Source organism: Bacillus sp. cl95 (assembly GCF_900115925.1).
Taxonomy (GTDB): domain Bacteria; phylum Bacillota; class Bacilli; order Bacillales; family Cytobacillaceae; genus Neobacillus_A.
This window is the reverse complement of the sequence record NZ_FOYF01000001.1, coordinates 492,749-516,098: the sequence shown is the minus strand read 5'-3', so window position 1 is coordinate 516,098 and position 23,350 is coordinate 492,749. Positions and strand designations below refer to the sequence as shown.

The 23,350-nt window shown below is 38.9% G+C and carries 20 protein-coding genes; all 20 read left to right on the top strand.

What is annotated here, in order from left to right; genetic code table 11:
- Positions 1-225: 225 nt before the first annotated feature.
- The 20 genes from BMZ31_RS02540 (at position 226) to ftsA (ending at position 23,340) form a co-directional block, all read left to right on the top strand.
- A complete protein-coding gene (locus BMZ31_RS02540) occupies positions 226-1,767 on the top strand; it encodes an acyl-CoA carboxylase subunit beta (RefSeq protein WP_090830152.1) in 1,542 nt (513 codons plus the stop codon).
- A gap of 576 nt (positions 1,768-2,343) precedes the next feature.
- Positions 2,344-3,252: a 2-dehydropantoate 2-reductase gene (locus BMZ31_RS02535; RefSeq protein ID WP_090830151.1), complete on the top strand. Its 909-nt coding sequence runs from the start codon at positions 2,344-2,346 to the stop codon at positions 3,250-3,252.
- Entirely contained in the window at positions 3,240-3,629 is a 390-nt protein-coding gene (locus BMZ31_RS02530; RefSeq protein WP_090830150.1) for a DUF3397 domain-containing protein, read from the top strand. Before BMZ31_RS02535 ends, BMZ31_RS02530 begins: the two co-directional genes overlap by 13 nt.
- 102 nt (positions 3,630-3,731) lie before the next feature.
- On the top strand, positions 3,732-5,366 hold the full coding sequence (gene bshC, locus BMZ31_RS02525; protein WP_090830149.1) for a bacillithiol biosynthesis cysteine-adding enzyme BshC: 1,635 nt from the start codon (positions 3,732-3,734) through the stop codon (positions 5,364-5,366).
- A gap of 137 nt (positions 5,367-5,503) precedes the next feature.
- Complete coding sequence (gene mraZ, locus BMZ31_RS02520) at positions 5,504-5,935, top strand: division/cell wall cluster transcriptional repressor MraZ (protein WP_090830148.1); 432 nt, start codon at positions 5,504-5,506, stop codon at positions 5,933-5,935.
- Between the two features lie 63 nt (positions 5,936-5,998).
- Positions 5,999-6,940, top strand: coding sequence for a 16S rRNA (cytosine(1402)-N(4))-methyltransferase RsmH (gene rsmH / locus BMZ31_RS02515; protein ID WP_090830147.1), 942 nt, complete (start codon positions 5,999-6,001; stop codon positions 6,938-6,940).
- A gap of 22 nt (positions 6,941-6,962) precedes the next feature.
- Positions 6,963-7,319, top strand: coding sequence for a cell division protein FtsL (ftsL, locus tag BMZ31_RS02510; protein WP_090830146.1), 357 nt, complete (start codon positions 6,963-6,965; stop codon positions 7,317-7,319).
- Positions 7,319-9,562, top strand: coding sequence for a penicillin-binding protein (locus tag BMZ31_RS02505; RefSeq protein WP_090830145.1), 2,244 nt, complete (start codon positions 7,319-7,321; stop codon positions 9,560-9,562). Before ftsL ends, BMZ31_RS02505 begins: the two co-directional genes overlap by 1 nt.
- Positions 9,563-9,655: 93 nt before the next feature.
- A complete protein-coding gene (locus BMZ31_RS02500; protein ID WP_090830144.1) occupies positions 9,656-11,569 on the top strand; it encodes a stage V sporulation protein D in 1,914 nt (637 codons plus the stop codon).
- Positions 11,570-11,695: 126 nt separating this feature from the next.
- Positions 11,696-13,165: a UDP-N-acetylmuramoyl-L-alanyl-D-glutamate--2,6-diaminopimelate ligase gene (locus BMZ31_RS02495; protein ID WP_090830143.1), complete on the top strand. Its 1,470-nt coding sequence runs from the start codon at positions 11,696-11,698 to the stop codon at positions 13,163-13,165.
- A gap of 169 nt (positions 13,166-13,334) precedes the next feature.
- Positions 13,335-14,309 carry a phospho-N-acetylmuramoyl-pentapeptide-transferase gene (gene mraY / locus BMZ31_RS02490; RefSeq protein WP_090830142.1) on the top strand — a complete coding sequence of 325 codons (975 nt, stop codon included), beginning with the start codon at positions 13,335-13,337 and terminating at the stop codon, positions 14,307-14,309.
- Positions 14,310-15,659: a UDP-N-acetylmuramoyl-L-alanine--D-glutamate ligase gene (gene murD, locus BMZ31_RS02485; RefSeq protein WP_090830141.1), complete on the top strand. Its 1,350-nt coding sequence runs from the start codon at positions 14,310-14,312 to the stop codon at positions 15,657-15,659.
- 86 nt (positions 15,660-15,745) lie between these two features.
- Positions 15,746-16,846, top strand: coding sequence for a stage V sporulation protein E (gene spoVE / locus BMZ31_RS02480; protein ID WP_090830140.1), 1,101 nt, complete (start codon positions 15,746-15,748; stop codon positions 16,844-16,846).
- A 252-nt stretch (positions 16,847-17,098) separates the two neighbouring features.
- Positions 17,099-18,199: an undecaprenyldiphospho-muramoylpentapeptide beta-N-acetylglucosaminyltransferase gene (murG, locus tag BMZ31_RS02475; RefSeq protein WP_090830139.1), complete on the top strand. Its 1,101-nt coding sequence runs from the start codon at positions 17,099-17,101 to the stop codon at positions 18,197-18,199.
- Positions 18,200-18,258: 59 nt separating this feature from the next.
- Positions 18,259-19,167, top strand: a complete 909-nt coding sequence (gene murB / locus BMZ31_RS02470) for a UDP-N-acetylmuramate dehydrogenase (protein ID WP_090830138.1) — start codon at positions 18,259-18,261, stop codon at positions 19,165-19,167.
- Positions 19,168-19,314: 147 nt separating this feature from the next.
- Positions 19,315-20,106, top strand: coding sequence for a cell division protein FtsQ/DivIB (locus BMZ31_RS02465; RefSeq protein ID WP_090830666.1), 792 nt, complete (start codon positions 19,315-19,317; stop codon positions 20,104-20,106).
- On the top strand, positions 20,069-20,788 hold the full coding sequence (locus tag BMZ31_RS02460; protein WP_090830137.1) for a DUF881 domain-containing protein: 720 nt from the start codon (positions 20,069-20,071) through the stop codon (positions 20,786-20,788). The genes BMZ31_RS02465 and BMZ31_RS02460 overlap by 38 nt, the downstream gene beginning before the upstream one ends.
- A gap of 48 nt (positions 20,789-20,836) precedes the next feature.
- Positions 20,837-21,568: a DUF881 domain-containing protein gene (locus tag BMZ31_RS02455; RefSeq protein WP_090830136.1), complete on the top strand. Its 732-nt coding sequence runs from the start codon at positions 20,837-20,839 to the stop codon at positions 21,566-21,568.
- On the top strand, positions 21,568-21,918 hold the full coding sequence (locus BMZ31_RS02450) for a small basic family protein (RefSeq protein ID WP_090830135.1): 351 nt from the start codon (positions 21,568-21,570) through the stop codon (positions 21,916-21,918). Before BMZ31_RS02455 ends, BMZ31_RS02450 begins: the two co-directional genes overlap by 1 nt.
- A 135-nt stretch (positions 21,919-22,053) precedes the next feature.
- The gene (ftsA, locus tag BMZ31_RS02445; RefSeq protein WP_090830134.1) at positions 22,054-23,340 is read left to right on the top strand and encodes a cell division protein FtsA; all 1,287 of its coding nucleotides are present in this window, start codon (positions 22,054-22,056) and stop codon (positions 23,338-23,340) included.
- The last annotated feature ends 10 nt before the right edge of the window (positions 23,341-23,350 follow it).

The following is a 23,350-nucleotide window of genomic DNA, read 5'->3' as shown; positions in this document are numbered from 1 at the left end:
TTTTCTTCGTGCGTGGGATTTTTCGGGGAAGATCATCAATGTCCTAGGGGATTAGCGTTACAGGCGAGACCCCACAGGAGCGCTAGCGACGAGGAGGCTCGGCGAACGCCCCCAAGACGAATTTGCTAATTCGTACAGGAAAGCAAGCGACTGGAGCGGAAATCAACAGGCAAGGTTAACAGAGCCAAGTTTTTAGTACTAATGAAAGTGGATGGAGGGATGAAATTGTCTACAGTGAAACCTGGAAATGAAACTCTAGCGGAGAAAAGACAAAAGATTGATGCTGGTGGGCATCCGAAATATCATGAAAAATTAAAAGCTCAGAACAAGCTTTTTGTTCGTGATCGACTAAATCTATTGTTTGATGATGGTAAATATGAAGAAGATGGAAAATTCGCCAACTATATGGCGGGTGACCTTCCTGCTGACGGTGTCGTAACAGCGATTGGAAAGGTTAACGGTCAAACAGTATGTGTAATGGCGAATGACTCTACAATTAAGGCAGGATCATGGGGTGCTCGTACAGTTGAAAAAATCATCCGTATTCAGGAAGTGGCGGAAAAACTACGAGTGCCATTATTCTATTTAGTAGACTCTGCTGGTGCAAGGATTACAGATCAACTTGATATGTTCCCTAATCGTCGTGGTGCTGGAAAGATCTTTTATAATCAAGTAAAGCTTTCAGGGATGATACCTCAAGTATGTATTCTTTTTGGACCTTCCGCTGCAGGTGGAGCTTATATACCAGCGTTTTGTGACATTGTCATCATGGTAGATCAAAATGCTTCCATGTACTTAGGGTCACCAAGGATGGCAGAAAAAGTTATTGGTGAAAAAGTAACGCTTGAGGAAATGGGCGGAGCTCGCATGCATTGTTCTGTGAGTGGATGCGGTGATGTCCTTGCTTATAGCGAAGAGGAAGCGATTGAGTCAGCGAAAAAGTATATCGGATACTTTCCAGCCAATTATCAAGAAAAGCCTAAAAAAGGTGAAGCATTGTCACCTAAAGATGGCAGAGAACTTGAAGCGATCATTCCTAAAAATCAAAATGCACCTTTTGATATGTATGAGTGCATCGATTCTTTGATTGATAATGGTTCATTCTTTGAAATGAAGAAATTGTTTGCACCAGAGCTTATTACCGGATTTGCTAGAATGGATGGCAAAGTAGTTGGGATCATTGCAAATCAGCCGAAAGTGAAAGGCGGAGTCCTTTTTGTAGATTCTGCAGATAAAGCTGCTAAGTTTATTACACTTTGTGATGCTTTCCATATTCCATTACTATTCCTCGCTGATGTACCAGGATTCATGATCGGTACAAAGGTTGAACGTGCAGGAATTATCCGTCATGGTGCAAAGTTGATTGCAGCGATGAGTTCTGCAACTGTTCCGAAAATTTCTGTTGTTGTTAGAAAAGCATATGGTGCTGGTCTTTATGCGATGGCGGGTCCAGCTTTTGAACCAGATTGCTGTATTGCCTTACCAACTGCACAGATTGCGGTTATGGGTCCTGAAGCAGCAGTTAATGCCGTTTATTCTAATAAAATCAATGAAATAGAAGATCCTAAAGAGAAACTAGCTTTCGTTCAAGAGAAGCAGCAGGAATATAAAGAGAGTATTGATATCTATAAGCTTGCTTCTGAATTAATCGTTGATGAAATTGTAGCTCCATCAGAGTTGCGTCAAACATTAATTCAAAGATTTTCCTATTATGATACAAAAGAATTAGCATTCAGCCATAGGAAACATCCAGTGTATCCTGTATAAGAAAATTCCCCCCTTTCGGTCTATGATCGAAAGGGGTTTCTATTTTTTATCAAAGCGAGTTACAAGGGAAAGTTAATCGAAGACTAGGAATTTCTCTCTATTTAAGGCTGTTGGCGTAAACTTTGTTGCTATTTTATAAAAGTGGTTGATTTCCGCTCCAGGATGCACACTTTCCGTGGGACGAATTATGAAAAAGCCCTTTTCCATGGGCAAATTCGTCTTGGGTGGGCGGTAATCCTCCTCGGCGCATTCACGCCTGCGGGGTCTCACCTGTCCCGCTGCTCCCACAGGACATTGAATGGCTTCCTTGAAAGAACCCACGCACGAAGGAAATGCGATAGCACAAGGAAAGCATCCTTGAATATACATCACACGAAATGATGCGATAGCATCATTGAGGAATTTCGAGGAGTCTCGCACCTTCCGCTTCAATCAACTACTAGGTTTACTTTCAAAGACTTAAAAACAACAATCTTTTAGTAATGAGCCTTACTTAAATAATTGAATGAAACTTTCAAGAATAAGGTTCTTTCTGTTAAAATATGTATTAAAGTGACCGTAATTGAGGGGATAACAATGAGGATTGGTATAATTGGTGCTGGTTCTATCGGACTATTATTTGCAGCTTATTTAAGTGATACATATGAAGTTACTGTTTACACAAGAAGTGACCGTCAAAGTGAAGACATACGTTCCAAAGGGCTAGCTTTAAAAGAATCGGATGAATGCTTCAGTAAAGAAGTAAATGTGGCACCTATACATATGTGGAGTGGTAATGAAGAACTCACCATTATAACTGTGAAGCAACATCAACTGCCTAAGGTTATAAATACAATTAATTCTGTCGGTGCAAAGAGTCTGTTGTTCTTGCAAAATGGCATGGGGCACATAAAATTTCTAAAGGATGCCATCGCTGATAACATTTTTCTCGGATCGGTAGAGCATGGTGCTTATAAGGAAAATGGTCACTCTGTACAACACAATGGAAAGGCGTTAACAAGGGTGGCCGTCTATCGGGGAGATGAATCGTTACTTCGTTCATTCGTAAAAGGAGCTCCCTCGAATTTTCCATTTGTTGTGGAAGCCGATTACTTTCAAATGCTTCAGGCAAAATTAGTTATAAATGCAGTCATAAACCCATTAACTGCCGTTCTTCGAGTAGAGAATGGTTTACTAGTGGAAAATCCCTATTATTACAAATTACTTAAAGAATTATATTCAGAAATTGCAAATATCCTTAATTTGAATGAAGAAGATGGTTGCTTGGAAAAAATCGTTTCCATTTGTAAAAATACTGCTCAAAATCGATCATCCATGTTAAAAGACTTGGAGGCTGCCCGGAAGACAGAGGTGGAGGCTATCCTAGGATATTTAATCGACATGGCGAAGGAAAATGATGTAAAAGCTTCTCTTGTAAGGGGATTATATTTTGCAGTAAAAGGGATGGAGTCGATGGAAGAGGAGGGGTTACCTTGGGAGGGGTAATTTCGAACATACTCGCAACTTTTATTTCGATTCCATTCCTTGGCTATATCTTACTTTTTGTCTTTTTCAAAACGTTAACTAAAAATCATCGGAAATCTGTACAGCGTGCATTTGATTATAGTACCTTGCTATTTATCATAGCTGTTCATTTCCTGATCATAACAATCTTTGGAAAATCATTGCTATGGTTTATCATATTATGTATGTCCTTTATTGGTATTGTCTTCGCCATTATCCACTGGAAGACAAAAGGGGAAGTTATATTCAGTCTGCTTTTTAAGGGTTTTTGGAGGTTTAATTTCTTGTTGTTTTTTACAGCCTATTTCAGTTTATTAATCTATGGGATGATAAAACGAGCCGTGTTGTTCGCGGGATAATACTTAGGTATGGATGTTTTAGGCAAAGTTTTTTAAAATGGGCCATGAAAGTGCTATACTCAAAAATGAATAAATTTGAAATGCCAGAAAGGAAGTACATAAATGGAGATGATAAATCTCTCGTTGCCAGCAACCAATCAGTTTGCATCCGATTATTTGCAGCAAACGACCAATATCCAATCCTTTTTTCATTACCAATATAATAAACCGGAAGCATATAAAGAGCGGATCGCTGAGCTGAGGAAGAGAGCATTTCCTAGACAGGAATTGGCTTCACATATTCAAGAATTTATGGCAAAGTACCCGACTGCCCCTCAAGTAGATTCTTCAATAGAAAAATTGAAGGAACCAGAAAGTGTTGTCGTAATAGGTGGACAGCAAGCTGGTATATTGACGGGTCCTTTATATACGATACATAAAGTGATTTCAATTGTTGCTCTCGCTGAACAAAAAGAAAAGGAACTGGGAATACCTGTTATTCCAGTGTTTTGGATTGCGGGTGAAGATCATGATTTTCCTGAGGTAAACCATATTTTCATTCCAGCAGAAGATAAAGTTGAAAAATCTACGATACCTCAAAAAGTTCTTCAAAAGAAGATGGTCTCTGATATTCAACTAGATAAAGCAAGTTTCCAACAATGGATACAAGATATTTTTAGAGAATTCGGGGAAACAGAGCATACAGGAAAATTAATAAATTTTATCGACCAAGCGCTTGAGCAATCTTATTCTTTTGTGGATATTTTTGCGACGATCATTATGGAACTCTTTAAAGAAAAAGGTCTTTTAATTGTTGATTCGGGAAATGTCGGAATGAGAAAGCTAGAGAAAACGATTTTTCAGCAGCAAATAGAGAATCAGAAAATGATTACTGAAAGCTTATTGAACCAGCAAACTAAAGTACAGGAAGCGAATTATCCGCTTGCAATTGAATCAAAGGAATCAGCAGCAAATCTTTTCTACTATGACTCTAACTATAACGAAAGAATATTATTAGAATTCGATTCAGAAACAGAACGATTTGTGGGGAAAAATGGGGCGGTTGTGTTTTCGAAGGATCAATTATTGGAGCTTGCAGAGTGCAATCCGGAAAAATTGAGTAACAATGTGGTGACTCGGCCCTTAACTCAAGAATGGCTATTCCCTAATCTTGCTTTTATAGCAGGTCCTGGTGAGATTTCTTACTGGGCAGAATTGAAGGAGATTTTTGAACGTTTTTCTATCAAGATGCCTCCTATTGTTCCCAGATTGAACCTTACTTTTATGGATCGAAATATAGAATCAGATTTGCAAGAATTGGGAATCAGTCTTCAAAGTGTCCTCACGAAGGGCACCACAGAATATAAAGATCAGTTCTTTTCTTCGGTAAAAGATGAGGAACTCGATCATTACTTTGATGATGCGAAAAATGCATTGATGACACAATACGAATTAATTGAACAGAGATTATCTGAAAAGGATAAGAGCCTTTTGCCGTTATTAAAGAAAAATGAAAATCTTATAATGAAGCAGCTTGATTTCATGGTGGGAAGAGTAGATGCAGCCAGACGTCAAAAATATGATTTTGAATTAAAAAAATACGATCGCATTGATATGGCATTAAGACCCAATGGGTTGCCACAAGAAAGAGTTTGGAATATCTTCCAATATTTAAACTTGTATGGAATCGATTTTGTTTCACGAATAATGGAGTTGGATTTCGTTTTTGATGGAACTCACAAACTCATTAAACTTTAGGTAAAAACTTCACCAAAATTGGTGGAGTTTTTTTTGAATTCAAAAAATTTAGTGGTACTGGAAGATTATTTGCAAAAATATGTGGAGGAAAGTGGGGGAATGTGGTACATTTTAGTTAGAAAGTGGGGGTAGCGGCTATGTTCATGGGTGAATACCATCATAACATTGATAGTAAAGGCCGTTTAATTGTGCCCTCGAAGCTCCGTGACAACCTTGGTGAGATGTTCATTATCACGCGGGGCTTGGATCAGTGCTTATTTGGCTATCCTCTTTCAGAATGGAAAATCATCGAGGAAAAGCTCAAAGCACTACCACTTACAAAAAAAGATGCTCGTTCGTTTACAAGGTTTTTCTTTTCAGGTGCAACTGAGAGTGAAGTAGACAAGCAGGGCAGAATCAATATTCCCACACCATTATTGCAATATGCAAAATTAGAAAAAGAATGTGTCATTCTTGGAGTTTCCAATCGAATTGAAATTTGGAGTAAAAAGATTTGGGAAGACTATTTTACAGAATCAGAACAATCTTTTGCAGAAGTTGCTGAAAACATGATTGGATTTGATATATAATGGGAAATGTTTTATTAGAATAATATTTCAGCGCTTCGTTTCGATTGGAAAGGGTGGCTTAACATGACGTTTGAACATACAACAGTACTTTTGAAGGAAACGGTCGATGGCTTAAATATTAAGCCTGACGGTATTTATGTGGATTGTACAATGGGGGGAGCAGGTCACAGTGCCTATCTTCTTTCGCAGCTTGGCGAAGGTGGAAAGTTATATGCTTTCGATCAAGATGAAATAGCCATTGCAAATGCAAAGGAAAAGCTTAAAGAGTATAGTAATCAATTAACAATCATTAAGAGTAATTTCTTACATTTGAAAGAAGAACTCGAAAACCATGGTGTAACTCAAGTTGATGGAATTCTATATGACCTTGGGGTTTCATCCCCACAGCTTGATACCCCTGAAAGAGGCTTTAGTTATCACCATGATGCACCTTTAGACATGAGGATGGATCATGATGCCCCACTTTCAGCTTACGATGTCATCAATCATTGGTCATACGAAGACTTAGTAAGGATATTTTTCCAATACGGAGAAGAGAAATTTTCGAAGCAAATTGCGAGAAAAATTGAAGCAGCTCGGAACTTGGAGCCCATTAAGAGTACAGGTGAATTAGTAGAACTGATTAAAGACGCTATTCCTGCACCTGCAAGAAGAAAAGGCGGACATCCGGCAAAAAGAATTTTTCAAGCGGTCCGAATTGCTGTAAATGATGAGTTATCTGTCTTTGAAAAATCACTGCAGCAAGCGATTGAAGTTTTAAAGCCTGGGGGTAGAATTAGTGTCATCACGTTCCATTCTCTAGAAGATCGTATTTGTAAGGTGACGTTTAAGAAAGCGAGCGAAACGCCACCGCTACCTCATGGTTTGCCAATTATCCCGAAGGAATATGAACCAATATTAAAACTCGTTAACCGAAAACCAATCCTCCCATCAGAGGAAGAACTAGAAGCAAATAATCGTGCACGCTCCGCAAAGCTCCGTATTGCGGAAAAAAATAGAAAATAACATTGAACCAGGAGGGGAATGAATGAGCAATTTAGCCAGAAAGCTGCAGCAACAGCAGCAGCAGCAACAACCTGTACAAGAGCCAAAAAAGGTTAGTGTGAAAAAAGTTTGGTTGACACCGGGGGAGAAAATACTTGGTCTGATGTTTTCAGCGATGGTATGTTTTGGTGCTGTTCAAATTATTTCCACTCAAGCTGACATTTACGAAGTGAACAAAGAAATTCAACAAACCGAAGTAACCATTAAGGAACAAGAAAAAATAAATAATGACTATAAAGAGCAGATAAGCGAATTAAGTACATATGAGCGTATCTGGGAAAAAGCCAAACAACTTGGTTTGGTTTTAAATGAAGATAACGTGAAGGTTGTGCAAGAGTAATGATCAAAAAACAGCCTAATATGAATGTAGGAGCAGCGATATTATTTGTAATATTCAGCCTGCTCTTTTTTGTCTTGATTTACCGTTTTCTAGAAATTCAAATCACTGGAGAAGCCGGTGGCCAGCCACTTGCAGCAAAAGCGAAACAAAAATACATGCAAGAGGGTGTTGTTGAGGCGAAACGGGGATCCATTCTTGATCGCAAAGGTGAAGTGATAGCTGAAGAAACAGCTTCATACACACTTATTGCAATATTGGACAAGAAAATGACGACTAATAAAAATAATCCAAAGCATGTAGTTGACCCTGAAATGACAGCGAGGGAATTAGCGAAGTATTTAGATCTGGATGAAAACGAAATTTATCGAATTTTAAAGAAAGATCTTTTTCAAGTGGAATTTGGAAAAGCAGGTAGAGACATCTCCCATGCCAAGAAAAAGAAGATTGAAGATCTAAAGCTTCCGGGAATTACTTTTATAAGAGATTCAAAAAGATTTTATCCTAATGGGATCTTTTCTTCTCACTTGATTGGATTCGTTGAAAGAAAAGAAAATAAAAAAGATGGCAGCTTTCAAACTTTGGGAAAGCTAGGAATTGAGAAAACGCTAAATGATACTTTGTCAGGGAAAAATGGGAAAATAAACTATCAAAGTGATTTATGGGGTTATTTATTGCCTGATGAAGAAGAAAAAATCACCCCTGCTCAAAACGGAAACAATGTTTACTTGACTCTTGATAAGAAAATCCAAACCTTTCTTGAAGATGCCATTAATAAGGTTGATAGTGAATACAAGCCAAAGAAGATAATTGCTATCGTAGCAGACCCGAAGACAGGGGATATATTGGCGATGGGGCAACGTCCTACCTTCCATCCTAAAACAAGGGAAGGGATTGAAAAAACCTGGCACAACGAAGCAATTGAAAACTCATTTGAGCCGGGATCGACGATGAAGATTTTTACGCTTGCAGGAGCTGTTCAAGAAAAGGTCTTTAATCCTAATGAATGGTACAAGTCGGGTTCATTCCGTATTTCAGATAAGGACAGAACCATACATGACCACAATTATGTCGGTTGGGGGAATATCACCTATCTTGAGGGTGTGCAAAGGTCGTCAAACGTAGCATTTGCAAAAATCGCTAAAGAGAAATTAGGATTTGAAAGGTTCCGAGAGTATTTGACCAAATTTGGATTTGATAAACCAACTGGTATTGATTTACCGGATGAAACCAGTGGGAAAATTCAATACACCTATCCGATCGAAAAAGTAACAACAGCCTTCGGGCAAGGAAGTGCCATCACTCCAATCCAACAAGTGCAGGCGGCGACAGCCATTGCCAATGGCGGAAAAATGATGAAACCACATGTTATTGAAAAAATCGTTAACCCTGATTCTGGAGAAATTGTTTCAAATTCAGAACCAGAGGTCGTTTCAACACCGATATCTGCAGAAACAGCCAAAACTGTTCGCGATATTTTGGAGACGGTCGTCACATCTCCGAAAGGAACGGGAAGTCGTTATAAGATTGAAGGTTACAGTGTGGCTGGGAAGACTGGGACAGCGCAAATTCCAGGCAATGACGGTAAATACTTGACTGGTCCTAAGAACTATATCTTTTCTTTCCTAGGAATGGCGCCAAAAGATGATCCAAAGCTGATTGTTTATGTGGCCGTTCAGCAGCCGGAAGTTGAGAGCTATTTTGATGGTTCCATACCGGTATCCATGATCTTTAATACGGTGATGAAAAGTAGTCTCCAATATTTAAACATCCAGCCAGCAAAGATGGAAAAGGCTTCATCAGATGTACTAGCTGATTTCAAAGGTAAACCGGTCCAGACAGTTAATCAAGAACTCGCAAAAAAAGGATATAAGGCAGTGGTTCTTGGTAATGGATCAGAAATTATAGGGCAATTACCTGCAGCAGGAACAAAGGTTCTAGAAGGGGAGAAAATCTTCCTTCAAACAGCTGGAGATTCTGTCATGCCTGATGTGTTCGGATGGTCGAAAAGGGATGTCATGCAATTCGCTCAGCTAGCCGAGTTGAACTTAAACTCACTTGGTTCAGGATTTGTAGTAAAGCAAAATTTGCAGATAGGAAGCAAATTGCCCAAAAATGAATATTTGATTGTTGAACTTGAAACACCTGAACAACAGTTCAAGAAAAATGAGGCTACAAAAAAAGAAGAAAATAAAGAGAAAAACGACGGTGAAGAGGAAACCACAGATGATGAGGTAAAGGATTGATAGGCTCGTATTACTTGTCTAGCTTCATCGTTCTAACTGAATAAGTACAAGCATATAAATGAACGACCTGAAAAAAGGAGGCTCGTTCATTTTATGCGTGTATCTAATGTTACTGTACGTAGACGATTGGCGATTGCATTATTCGTAGGCATTCTCATATTTTTAATCATTGATATCCGTCTTGGTTATGTCCAATTCGCCCTTGGTGATATGTTGACTGATCGGGCAAAGGGTTCTTGGAGTCGTAATATCCCATTTGAACCTGAACGCGGAGAAATAATAGACAGAAATGGAGTGGCTCTTGCCACAAATATGAGTGCGCCGACTGTTTGGGTAGTTCCTAGGCAAATAAAAGAACCTGAGGCTACGGCTGAAAAATTGGCTGCCGTTTTAGATATGTCGAAAGAAAAGGCTCTTAAGTATGTAACTACAGGAGAGATGATTGTCAGGATCAAGGAAGGGCGTAAAATTTCTCATGAAAAGGCGAAAGAAATTCGTGCTCTCGGACTTGAAGGGGTATTTATCGGTGAGGATTCGAAAAGGCACTATCCTTTCGGCAGTTATCTATCGCATGTACTTGGATTTGCCGGTATAGATAATCAAGGTTTGATGGGGTTAGAAAAATATTATGATAAAGAATTAAGCGGTGAAAAAGGCTCTGTAAAGTTTTATGCAAACGCCAAAGGGGAACGAATGAATGACATGGCGGATGACTATCAGGCGCCTGTGGATGGTCTTGATTTAAAACTAACTGTCGATAGTAAAATCCAAACCATCATGGAGCGGGAGTTGGATATCGCAGAGGCAACATATAAACCTGACGGCATCATTTCCATTGCGATGAATCCAAATACGGGTGAAATTCTAGCAATGTCAAGTAGGCCGAGTTTTGATCCTGCCAATTTTAGAAATGTTGCTCCAGAAGTCTACAATCGAAATTTACCTGTTTGGAGTTCATATGAGCCAGGGTCTACTTTTAAGATTATTACATTGGCGGCTGCTCTTGAAGAAGGCAAAGTGAATTTGGCAAGTGAGCACTTCCATGACCATGGTGCAGTGGAAGTAGGTGGAGCGCGACTTAGATGCTGGAAAAAAGGTGGCCATGGCGACCAAACTTATCTTGAAGTCGTCCAAAATTCCTGCAACCCAGGATTCGTTGAATTAGGTCAGAGGCTTGGTAAAGATACGCTTTTTAAATACATTAAAGGTTTTGGATTTGGTGAAAAAACCGGCATTGATCTGCAGGGGGAAGCAAAAGGAATTCTATTTAACTTAAACCGTGTAGGACCTGTAGAGTTGGCTACAACGGCTTTCGGTCAAGGTGTAGCCGTTACTCCGATTCAACAAGTGGCGGCAGTTGCGGCTGCAGTCAATGGAGGCACACTTTATACACCGTTTATTGCCAAAGAATTAATAGATCCTGTAACCAAACAAGTAGTGATGAAAAACACACCAATTGCTAAAAGGCGTATTATATCCGAAGACACATCAAAGCAAATACGGAACGCTCTTGAGAGTGTTGTTGCTCAAGGAACAGGCGGAAACGCATTCGTCGAAGGATATAGAGTGGGAGGAAAGACAGGGACTGCCCAAAAAGCAAAAGATGGGCGATACCTCGAAAATAATTTCATCGTATCATTTATTGGATTTGCTCCTGCAGACGACCCACAAATTGTTGTTTATACTGCTGTAGATAATCCTAAAGGTACTGTTCAGTTTGGTGGTGTTGTAGCTGCCCCAATCGTTGGCAAGATTATTGAAGATAGTTTGCGTGCCCTTAAAGTGGAGCCTCGAAAAAACCAAATTGCAAAGAAAATGAAGTGGAATGATGTGCCAATGGTGGAAGTGCCAGAGGTAATCGGTCTCTCTAAAAAGGAACTTTCAGAAATGATGGTGAACCTAAAGATCGACTCCAGTGGCGAAGGTGATACCGTCGTTAGACAGTCACCGCAGGCAGGAGTGAAAATAAAAGAAGGGTCAACCATCAGATTGTATTTCAGTAAATAAATTGAACTAGGACTTTGGGCGGCCGGAAATTATTCCACCGCTCAATTTGTTTTTTCAAAATGGCATTAACTTCTTTTATCATGTAAAATAGATAAGCCATGTTAGTTATGAGAGGAATTGATACAAATGAAATTACATGAGCTACTAGAGAGTCTGCACTTGATAATCCCTTTTGAGGGACCTAACCCTGAAATTATCTCAATTGAAAATGATAATCGTAAAGTACAAAAAGGAAGCTTGTTTATTTGCATAAAAGGGTACACAGTTGATGGGCACGACTTCGCGCAGGCTGCAGTCGATAGCGGTGCCGCTGCAATAGTTGCAGAAAGACCCTTAAGTGTAAATATTCCGGTCATTGTCGTGAGAAATACTACACGTGCAATGGCTGTTCTCGCAGACGCTTTTTATGGTCAGCCGAGTCAAAATCTCCATCTGATTGGAATCACAGGAACAAATGGAAAAACAACAACCAGTCATCTTATAGAAAACATCTTACGCGATGCAGGAAGTAAAACAGGCTTAATTGGTACAATGTATGCAAAAATTGGTGACGAGATAATCGAGACAAAAAATACAACTCCTGAAAGTTTGACACTGCAAAAGACATTCAAACAGATGGTAGATGCAGAAGTGGATGCAACGGTAATGGAAGTTTCATCGCATGCTCTTGTAGTTGGGAGAACACACGGGACAGATTTTGATATTGCGGTATTTACTAATCTATCACAGGATCATCTTGATTATCATCACACGATGGAAGAATACAAAAACGCGAAAGGATTATTATTCTCGCAACTTGGGAATGCCTATAATCCAGTTAACCCCAAATTCGCAATCTTGAATGCAGATGATGCAGCTACCCCTTCCTATATTGAAATGACAGCCGCGAAAGTTGTAACCTATGGGATCGATCAAGATGCTGATATCCTTGCGAAAGACATTATTGTTACGGCAAACGGTACACAGTTTACGCTTTCAGTAAGTGGGAAAGAACATAAAGTGAGTATTATGATGGCCGGCAAATTCAACGTTTATAACGTTCTTGCCAGTATTGCAACCGGTTTGGTATCGGGTATCCCAATTGAAGGGATTATTGAAACAATCCAAAAGATTGAAGGAGTATCCGGTAGATTTGAATTGGTTAAGGGAAATCAGGACTTTTCTGTAATCGTTGATTATGCCCATACACCAGACAGTCTAGAAAATGTTCTAAAAACCATTCAACAATTTGCAGAGAAACGCGTTTTTGTTGTCGTTGGCTGCGGTGGAGATCGTGACAAAACAAAGCGACCGTTAATGGCGAAAATCGCTTGTGAATACGGAACAGATGCTATTTTTACAGCTGACAATCCTCGCAGTGAAGATCCATTGGCCATATTGAAGGATATGGAGGCTGGTGTGATTGGGGAAAAATATATCAGCATACCTGATCGAACTGAAGCAATTGAATGTGCCATAAAGGAAGCTAAATCAGGTGATGTCATCTTGATCGCTGGTAAAGGACACGAAACGTATCAGGACTTTGGTGATAAAGTGATTGATTTTGACGATAGAGAAGTGGCCAAAAAAGCAATTGCAGCAAAGTTGAAGCAATAAAATTCGAAACAAAACATTATTAAATGGAGAACAGAAATAAAATGAATAATGAAAATCTATTTTTAATAAAAAATAAACGTCTCAATGGCACAAAAGAAACATATGATATAGCTGTAGTGTTTCAAACAAGTGTACTGAGTAACATTGACTGGAAGAGGAAGGGATAAAAATGTTAGAGCAAGTTATATTTTTCACAATCATAATGGGGTTTCTGATTACAGTACTCCTTTCTCCCATTTTTATTCCTTTCTTAAGAAGGTTGAAATTTGGACAAAGCATTCGCGAAGAAGGACCACAATCCCATCAAAAGAAAACTGGAACACCAACTATGGGGGGATTGATGATTCTATTTTCAATCATTATTACAGCATTGGTTATGGTAGGGAAATTTGCAGAACCAACAGTTAAAACGTATTTATTATTGCTTGTAACCTTAGGATTCGGTCTTTTAGGATTCCTTGACGACTTTATTAAGGTTGTAATGAAGCGAAATCTTGGTTTAACATCTAAACAAAAGTTATTAGGTCAGATTATTATTTCCGCCATTTTTTATTTTGTCTATAAACACAATGAATTTTCAACCGAAGTAAGCGTGCCATTAACCGACTATTCTATCGATTTAGGTTGGTCGTATGCTCTATTCATAATCTTTTGGCTAGTCGGCTTTTCTAACGCAGTGAATTTGACGGATGGATTGGATGGCTTACTTTCTGGAACTGCAGCTATTGCATTTGGAGCTTTTGCAGTATTAGCATGGAATCAATCTCAATTTGAAATTGCCATTTTTTCAGTAGCTGTAGTAGGAGCCGTCTTAGGATTCCTTGTTTTTAATGCCCATCCTGCGAAAGTATTTATGGGTGACACAGGTTCCCTTGCTCTTGGTGGTGCAATTGCCACTGTTGCTATCTTAACCAAACTTGAAATTTTGTTAATCATCATTGGTGGGGTATTCGTTATTGAAACCTTGTCAGTTATTATTCAAGTAGCTTTCTTTAAATCTACTGGTAGACGGATTTTCCGAATGAGCCCATTACATCATCATTACGAACTGATCGGATGGTCAGAATGGAGAGTTGTTGTTACGTTCTGGAGTGTGGGACTTTTGTTAGCTGTATTAGGAATCTATATTGAGGTGTGGTTATAATTGAAGGAAATTACGGAATATCAACATAAAAAAATTCTTGTACTTGGATTAGCTAAAAGTGGAGTCAGTGCCGCTATGCTTCTTCATAAATTAGGAGCTTTCGTAACCGTTAATGATAATAAGCCATTGTCAGAAAATCCAGAAGCTCAGGGTCTTTTAGAACAGGGGATTACGGTTATTTGTGGTGAACATCCGCTCGGGTTATTAGAAGAAGGATTTCAAATGATTGTAAAAAATCCAGGAATTCCTTATAGCAACCCTATGATCAAAGGGGCGATTGAAAAAGGGATTCCTGTACTTACAGAAGTAGAATTAGCGTACAAAATTTCTGAAGCTCCATTTATCGGGATAACAGGAACGAATGGAAAAACAACTACGACAACGTTGGTTTTCGAAATGCTTAATAAAGGCCAAAAGAAACCACTCATCGCTGGGAACATTGGTACAGTCGCTTCTGGGGTTGCTCAAATCGCAGAAAAGGAAAATACGATCGTCATTGAATTGTCTTCATTTCAATTAATGGGAATCAATGAATTCAAGCCTCATATTGCCATGATAACAAATTTGTATGATGCCCACCTTGATTATCACGGTACTCGTGATGAATACATAGAGGCAAAAGCAAATATTACTAGAAATCAAACCAAGGATGACTACTTGATATTAAATGCTGATCAAGAAGAGGTAATGAATATTGCAAAGTCTTCCTTGGCACAAACTGTTCCTTTTTCAGTTACAAAGAAATTGGAAAATGGAGCATGCATTGAGGATGGCTGGATTTCTTTTAAGGGTGAAAAGGTAATCGATATTGACACCATCGCATTACCAGGTGCACATAACCTTGAGAACATTCTTGGGGCAGTGGCAGCAGCCAAGCTTTTAGGTGTAACAAATGAGGCTATTGCGGAAGTCTTAACGACTTTCACGGGAGTTAAACACCGTCTTCAATTAGTAGCAGAAAAGGATGGGAGAAAATTCTATAACGATTCGAAGGCCACAAACATTTTGGCCACCGTAAAAGCACTTACAGCTTTCAAGAAACCATTGGTTCTATTAGCTGGAGGATTAGATCGCGGGAACGAATTTGATGAGTTAATTCCCTATTTACAAAATGTAAAAACGATTATTACTTTTGGTCAGACAGCTCCTAAAATAGAGCGAGTGGCAAAAGAAGCGGGAATAAAAACAATCAAGCGTGTCGATAATGTTGAAAAGGCTGTACCGGAAGCTTACATGCATTCTGCTTCAGGCGATGTCATCTTATTATCTCCTGCTTGTGCGAGCTGGGATCAACATAAAACTTTTGAAGTCAGGGGAGACATCTTTATCGAAGCTGTGCATAAGCTTTAAGTAAGGGCTTGTCTGCTTAGGATGATTATTGACTCCTTGAACGATACTCTTACAGGCCCTAAAACTAGCGGTTGAGGTGTGTTGTAGTGCCTACAAAGAGAAATACTCCTGATTTTATTTTATTGATCGTAACACTGACGCTTTTAACCGTAGGGCTCATAATGGTTTACAGCGCAAGCGCAGTATGGGCTGACTACAAATTCGAGGATTCATTCTTCTTTGCCAAACGTCAAATGCTCTTTGCGGGTGTCGGAATCGTAGCGATGTTCTTTATCATGAATGTGAATTATTGGACATGGAGGACCTTTGCGAAGATGATTATAATCATTTGTTTCGTAATGCTTGTTCTCGTTCTGGTTCCCGGAGTTGGAAATGTAAGAAATGGTTCACGAAGCTGGATCGGTGTTGGAGCCTTTTCCATTCAGCCCTCCGAATTCATGAAACTTGCCATGATTGTTTTTCTCGCCAAGTACTTATCGGAGCGGCAGAAGGTCATTACTTCATTCAAGAAGGGACTTGTTCCTTCTCTAGGACTTGTCTTCCTCGCCTTTGGGATGATTATGCTACAACCTGACTTAGGGACTGGGACAGTAATGGTTGGAACCTCTGTGGTAATGATCTTTGTATCTGGTGCACGTATTGCCCATTTTGCAGCACTAGGACTCATTGGAGTTGCTGGTTTTGTAGGTCTTGTCATTTCTGCTCCGTATCGAATGGAGAGGATTACTTCTTTCCTTGATCCATGGTCTGATCCGCTTGGGAGCGGTTTTCAGATGATTCAATCATTGTTTGCAATTGGACCAGGGGGATTGTTTGGATTGGGTCTTGGAGAAAGTCGTCAAAAATTCTTTTACTTGCCAGAACCACAGACAGACTTTATTTTTGCCATATTAGCAGAGGAATTAGGATTTATAGGCGGATCATTTGTATTGCTATTATTTGCTTTACTGCTTTGGAGGGGCATTAGGATATCATTAGGTGCTCCAGATTTGTTTGGAAGCTTCCTTGCAGTAGGAATAATAGCCATGATAGCCATACAAGTGATGATCAATGTCGGAGTGGTCACAGGCTTAATGCCAGTAACAGGGATTACATTGCCATTCCTAAGTTATGGGGGATCATCCTTGACATTGATGTTAATGGCAGTAGGCGTTCTACTTAATATTAGCCGCTATGCAAGATATTGAGGCAGACCCTAAAAGGGTTTGCTTTTTTTCTTTTTAGAAATATGTTAATTTAATCGATGTTGAGGATTTAATATAACCGTTTTTTTATAGTCTCAGGTGCTTCCGCTTCTTGTTTTTGTATTACAATTGTTTAACATATTATTTTCTCGCTCTATATTTTGTTTTGTTTATAGTAGAATGGGGTAAAGCGAGTGAGTGGTTTTAATTAAATATTATATTAGAAATATTTTTTTGAGTTGATGGGGTGGAATAATGAGAATAGTAGTAAGTGGTGGCGGTACGGGTGGACATATCTATCCTGCGTTAGCCTTAATACGTGAAATACATAAAGAAAATGAACAAGCTGAATTCTTATATATAGGAACAGAAGCGGGTCTGGAAAGTTCAATTGTGAAAAGAGAAGGTATTCCGTTTAGATCTATACATATAACAGGGTTTAAAAGAAAATTATCTTTTGATAATGTTAAGACTATATATAGATTCCTTAAGGGTGTCAGCGATAGTAAAAAGATATTAAAGAATTTCAAGCCTGATGTCGTGATTGGCACAGGCGGATACGTATGTGGACCAGTGGTATACGCTGCTGCAAAATTGAAAATTCCTACTATAATACATGAACAAAATAGCGTACCAGGCTTAACTAATAAATTTTTATCACGCTATGTTAATAAAATAGCAATATGTTTTGAAGGAGCTAGAGAGTATTTTCCTGACAAGAAAGTTGTATTTACAGGGAATCCACGTGCATCTGAAGTAATGGGGCAAGACGGTATACATGGCCGCATTTCAACAGGATTAAATTCCAGTATGCCTGCTGTACTTGTTGTAGGCGGGAGTCGTGGTGCAAGGCCGATTAACGAAGCTATCATAAAGTCATTATCACAATTCAGGGAAAAACCTTATCAGATTCTATATGTAACAGGCGATACGCATTTTGAGGAAGTTCAAAAAGAAGTAGCGTTAGTGGGTAACCCAGAAAACGTCATTATCAAGCCATTTATTCATAATATGCCAGAGGTACTTTCGGGTATCGATTTAACCGTTGCTAGGGCAGGTGCTACTACATTAGCAGAGCTAACGTCATTGGGCATTCCTAGTATCTTAATACCAAGTCCTTATGTGACAAATAATCATCAGGAAAAAAATGCGCGCTCTTTAAGTGATCATGGCGCTGCTACTTTATTGTTAGAGAAGGACTTGAATAGTAAACGTTTGGTTGAAGAGATTGATGCTATTCTTCTAGATGAAAATAAATTAAATGATATGAAAACTAAAGCAAAAAAACTTGGTGTACCTGATTCAGCACAAAGGCTTTATACGGTGATGAAAAAGCTTACGGAAAACCAGAGGTAGCCTAAGAGAATTTTTTGCATAAACTATGGTAACACTCTTTTGAAATATAGGAGGTATTTATGGACGGCATAGTGAAAGAACTTGAAAAATTAAATGTAGGAAAAGTGAAGCCCAATGAACCACTTTCTCTTCATACAACCATGAAAATTGGTGGGCCTGCAGATGTTCTTGTGGAGCCTTCCTCAGTTGAAAATGTAAAAAAAATTATGGACTTTGTTCGTGAAAAAGGCCTGAAGTGGAGAGCGATTGGTAGAGGGTCTAACCTATTAGTTTCTGATGAAGGCATTGAGGGCATCGTGATTAGACTCGGAGCAGGTTTGGATTCACTCGAAGTGAACGGGACGGATGTTAAGGTAGGCGGTGGCCATTCGTTGATAAGTCTTGCAACGCTTATAAGCAAAAAGGGACTATCAGGACTGCAATTTGCTGGCGGTATACCAGGTTCGGTCGGTGGAGCAGTCTATATGAACGCGGGTGCACATGGATCCGATATTTCAAAAATCCTTGTAAAAGCTCTTGTACTCTTTGAGGATGGAAAGATAGAATGGCTTTCAAACGAAGAAATGGAATTTTCTTATCGCTCATCTGTTCTTCAGAAGAAGCGCCCTGGTATGGTGTTAGAAGCTGTTTTTCGTTTAGAAGAAGGAGAAAAAGAAACAATCGTAGCAGAAATGCAAAAAAATAAAGACTATCGTAAAGAAACGCAGCCATGGAACTATCCATGTGCAGGAAGTATCTTCCGAAATCCTCTTCCAAACTATGCTGGCCAACTAGTTGAATCGGCTGGATTAAAAGGGCATAGTATCGGTGGGGCAAAAATCTCCGAAATGCATGGCAACTTTATTGTAAATACTGGTGGTGCCACTGCCCAAGACGTATTAGCGCTTATCCAGCATGTAAAAGACACAGTGTTTAGTCAGTACGGAGTGAAAATGGAAACAGAAGTGGAAATAATCGGACGAAAGTAACAGGAAATACTTCTTACTAATGACATATATTGTGGTATAATTATTCATTAGATATGGATAAAAAGGCTGTGTTAATGACGGCATGAAGATTCGTGCCGTTGTTTTCAATTCCGGTAAAGTCCAAAAGAAGGCATTGGGGTGAAGGGTGTGGAAAAGGGTAAAATCGTTTCTCTTGAAGAGCGTATACCTAAATTGAAACAACAAAGACGGCGCAAGGCCAACAAGAGGCTTATCATGCTGCTGTTATTGTTCTTCTTTATGATTGCATGTGTTGTTTATGTCCAATCGCCTTTAAGCCGAATTAAAACCATCACTGTGACTGGAAATGCCTCATATTCAAAAAATGATATTATAGCCAAAAGTGGTCTTACCTTCCAAACGAATGTATGGAAGGTAAACAAAAAGACTGTAGAAGCTCAGATCATGAAACTTCCAGAAGTGAAAAAAGCAACTGTGCGTGTGCAGTTTCCAAATATTGTCAAGGTCAATGTGAAGGAACATAAAAGAATTGCTTATCTTTCTGATAAAAAAGCTTTTTATCCAGTACTTCAAAATGGAAAAATATTAAAGGAAAGCACAAAGCAACTCCCAGGTAATGCTCCAGTTTTGGGTGGGTTTAAAGAAGGAAAGGTATTGGACGAGCTTATTTCAAGCCTTGACGACTTACCTCTCGAAGTGAAAAATTCAATCTCAGAGATTCATTATGCACCAAGTAAGACGGACCGGTTTCATATTACTTTATTTATGAACGATGGTTTCGAAGTTAGTGCTAGTTTGAGAAGTTTTGCAGAAAAAATGGCGCATTATCCTTCAATCATAAGTCAGCTCGATCCAAAAGTTAAAGGTGTAATTGACTTGGAAGTAGGATCGTACTTTAAAGCTTATGGACAGGAAGGAGACGATGAGGTTGAAGAAAATAAAGATGAGAGTGAAGGGTAATCATGTTATCTTATCTTTGGTTTGTTTAGTACTCGGCTATATGTTGGCTTTTTCCTACCATATTACCCAAAAGGAAAATGAAGGCTCTAGTATAACGAGCAAACAATGGGAAAAAAATTTAACACTGAGAAATCAAATGATTAATCAGGAAAAGGAAAATAGAAAATTACAAAAAGAACTGATTAAAAAACAACAAAAGGTTCTTGAAATAGAAAAAGATTTGTCCAAAGGTGCTCAAGTATTTTTCAATTTGGCAGAAGACACCGAAAAATACAGGATGTATTTAGGAAAAGTACCTGTGAAAGGCAAGGGTGTTGAAGTTACTCTTGCAGATGGAGACTATCAAGTAGAAACTGCAAATATAAACGATTATATCGTTCATGAATTTCACGTTTTTAAAGTAATAAATGAGCTCTATATTTCAGGAGCTGCGGCTGTGGCCATTAATGGGCAACGATTGACGCACAATTCTTATATAGAGTGTACAGGGCCTGTTATTACGGTAGACGGTCATCAGCATCCAGCTCCATTTGTCATTACCGCGATAGGAGATTCCGATGTACTTGCTTCTGCTTTGAATTTAACAGGAGGGGTCAAGGATCAACTTGTAAATGACAATATCATTTTTTCTTTACAGAAAAAAGATGAAATTATCCTCGATCCTATTCTTGGGAAGAATTAATGGGAGCTGTGAAGAAATCGTAACGGGCTAGAAGGTCAGGTGATAAATGTGGACAAGTCTAAAAATATTAGTTTAACCATCATTACTGCAGTAATTGGTTTCATGATTGCTATCCAATTCCAAACCGTTAAAGAACCTGTAGTAAGAGACACAAGGGATGTATGGCAACTCAGGGAAGCATTGTTGAAAGAGAAAGAACTACAGTCCACATTGATTCGAGAGATTCGCTCGAATGAAGAGAAGCTGGCAGCCTACGAATCAAAGAGAAAGCAAAGTAAAGAGCAGGTTCTTCGTGAAACATTAGAAGAACTTAAGGTCGAAGCGGGCTTAACTGAAATAACTGGACCAGGACTAGTCCTTACGATTGAACCAATTTATGAGGATATTAAATTGGGTACAACAGTTGCATCTCTTTCTCCTGACCTATTAAAGAGGATGCTAAATGAACTCAACATGTACGACGCAAAACATATAAGTGTGGATGGACAACGAATCATCAACAGCACAGTCATAAGGGATATCAATGGTGAAACAAAAATTGACGGTCATACATTAGATTCCCTGCCTATTGACGTAAAGATTGTCGTTGAAGATATGAAAACGGCTAATAAGCTTTATAACCGCATGCAGGTATCCAAATCTGCAGAAGAGTTTTTTATCGATAATTTAAGAGTAACAGTTTCAAATCCTGAGCTTAATATTACTGTTCCGGCGTATGAAAATTCCATTCGTATTCGTAATATGCAGCCTGTTAAACCTGGTGAAGGAGGCAATACCTAATGTGGCTTCCAGTTATGGGCTTGATAATGGGAATATTGTTTGGCTTAATGACAGACATTCGTATTCCTGAAGAATATTCTAATTATCTTTCGATCGCCGTTTTAGCGGCATTCGACACCTTGTTTGGAGGAATAAGGGCGAGACTACAAAACATCTATGATGAGAAGGTATTTGTATCAGGCTTTTTCTTTAACATCATACTTGCAGCAAGTTTAGCTTTTCTAGGTGTTCATCTTGGTGTAGACTTGTATTTAGCAGCCATTTTTGCTTTTGGAGTGAGATTATTCCAAAACATTGCGGTCATTCGCCGAATATTATTGACAAAATGGTCAACAAATACTGAAAAATAGAAAAAAAGTGAATTTTTTTAGAGGGAATCATTTAGTTGTGACGAATATTTTATTAGATAGGGACTAGAAAACGACAAATGTTTAAAATAGGTTGTTTTTTAACGTTAAAGGGAACGCTAAAGGAGGTGCCAAAGAATGAACAACAATGAAATATATGTAAGTCTTGACATCGGTACATCCAGTGTGAAAGTCATCATTGGTGAAATGGTCAATGACTCATTAAATATTATTGGTGTTGGCAATGAGAAGTCAGAAGGATTAAGAAAAGGCTCCATTGTAGATATAGATGAAACAGTTCATTCTATTAAAAGAGCAGTTGAACAGGCTGAAAGAATGATTGGAATGGAAATCCGTCAAGTCATTGTAGGGATTACAGGTAATCATGTGATGTTACAGCCTTGTCATGGAGTAGTAGCAGTATCAAGTGAAAATCGTGAGATTACTTTAGATGATGTTGAGCGTGTGAAAGATGCAGCACAAGTTGTATCCATTCCGCCTGAAAGAGAGATCATCGATGTAGTAGCTAAACAATACATCGTTGATGGACTTGATGAAATTAACGATCCACGTGGCATGATTGGTGTCCGACTCGAAATGGAAGGCACCATTATTACAGGTTCAAAGACAATCCTACATAATACGCTTCGCTGTGTTGAACGTGCAGGTTTGGAAATTTTAGACATAACGCTACAGCCTCTGGCTGCAGGATCTTTCGCCCTATCAAAGGACGAAAAGAATCTTGGCGTTGCTCTTGTTGATATCGGCGGAGGATCAACTACAATCGCTGTATTTGATAATGGACACCTTAAAACAACGAGTGTAATACCAATTGGCGGAGACCATATTACTAAAGACTTGTCGATTGGATTACGCACTTCAACAGAAGATGCTGAGAAAGTAAAAATCAAATATGGTCATGCTTTTTATGATGAAGCTTCTGAAGAAGAAGTGTTCAGTGTTCCGATTATTGGCAGTGATCAGCATCAGCAGTTTAGTCAGATCGAAATTTCTGATATTATAGAAGCAAGACTTGAAGAAATTTTTGATTTGATCCAAAACGAATTAAGAAGATTAGGTGTACGCGATCTACCTGGTGGCTTTGTGCTAACTGGTGGAGTGGCGAATATGCAAGGTGTGTTGGAACTTGCTCAAGTCATTTTCCAGAACCGTGTAAGAATTGCAATTCCTGATTATATTGGAGTTCGTGAACCACAATATACGACAGCAGTTGGTTTGATACAATTTGCTTATAAGAATGCTAGATTAAAAGGCAGAAAAACGGTCTCAATGCCACCTGTCTCCGAACCTAGAGAAAAGCGATTGCCGAAACAACAGCAACAACCGAAAGCAAAGCTGGAAAAACAACCTGAGGAAAAAATGACAACAAGAGTAAAAAAGTTCCTAGGTTACTTTTTTGAGTAAACAGGTGTTC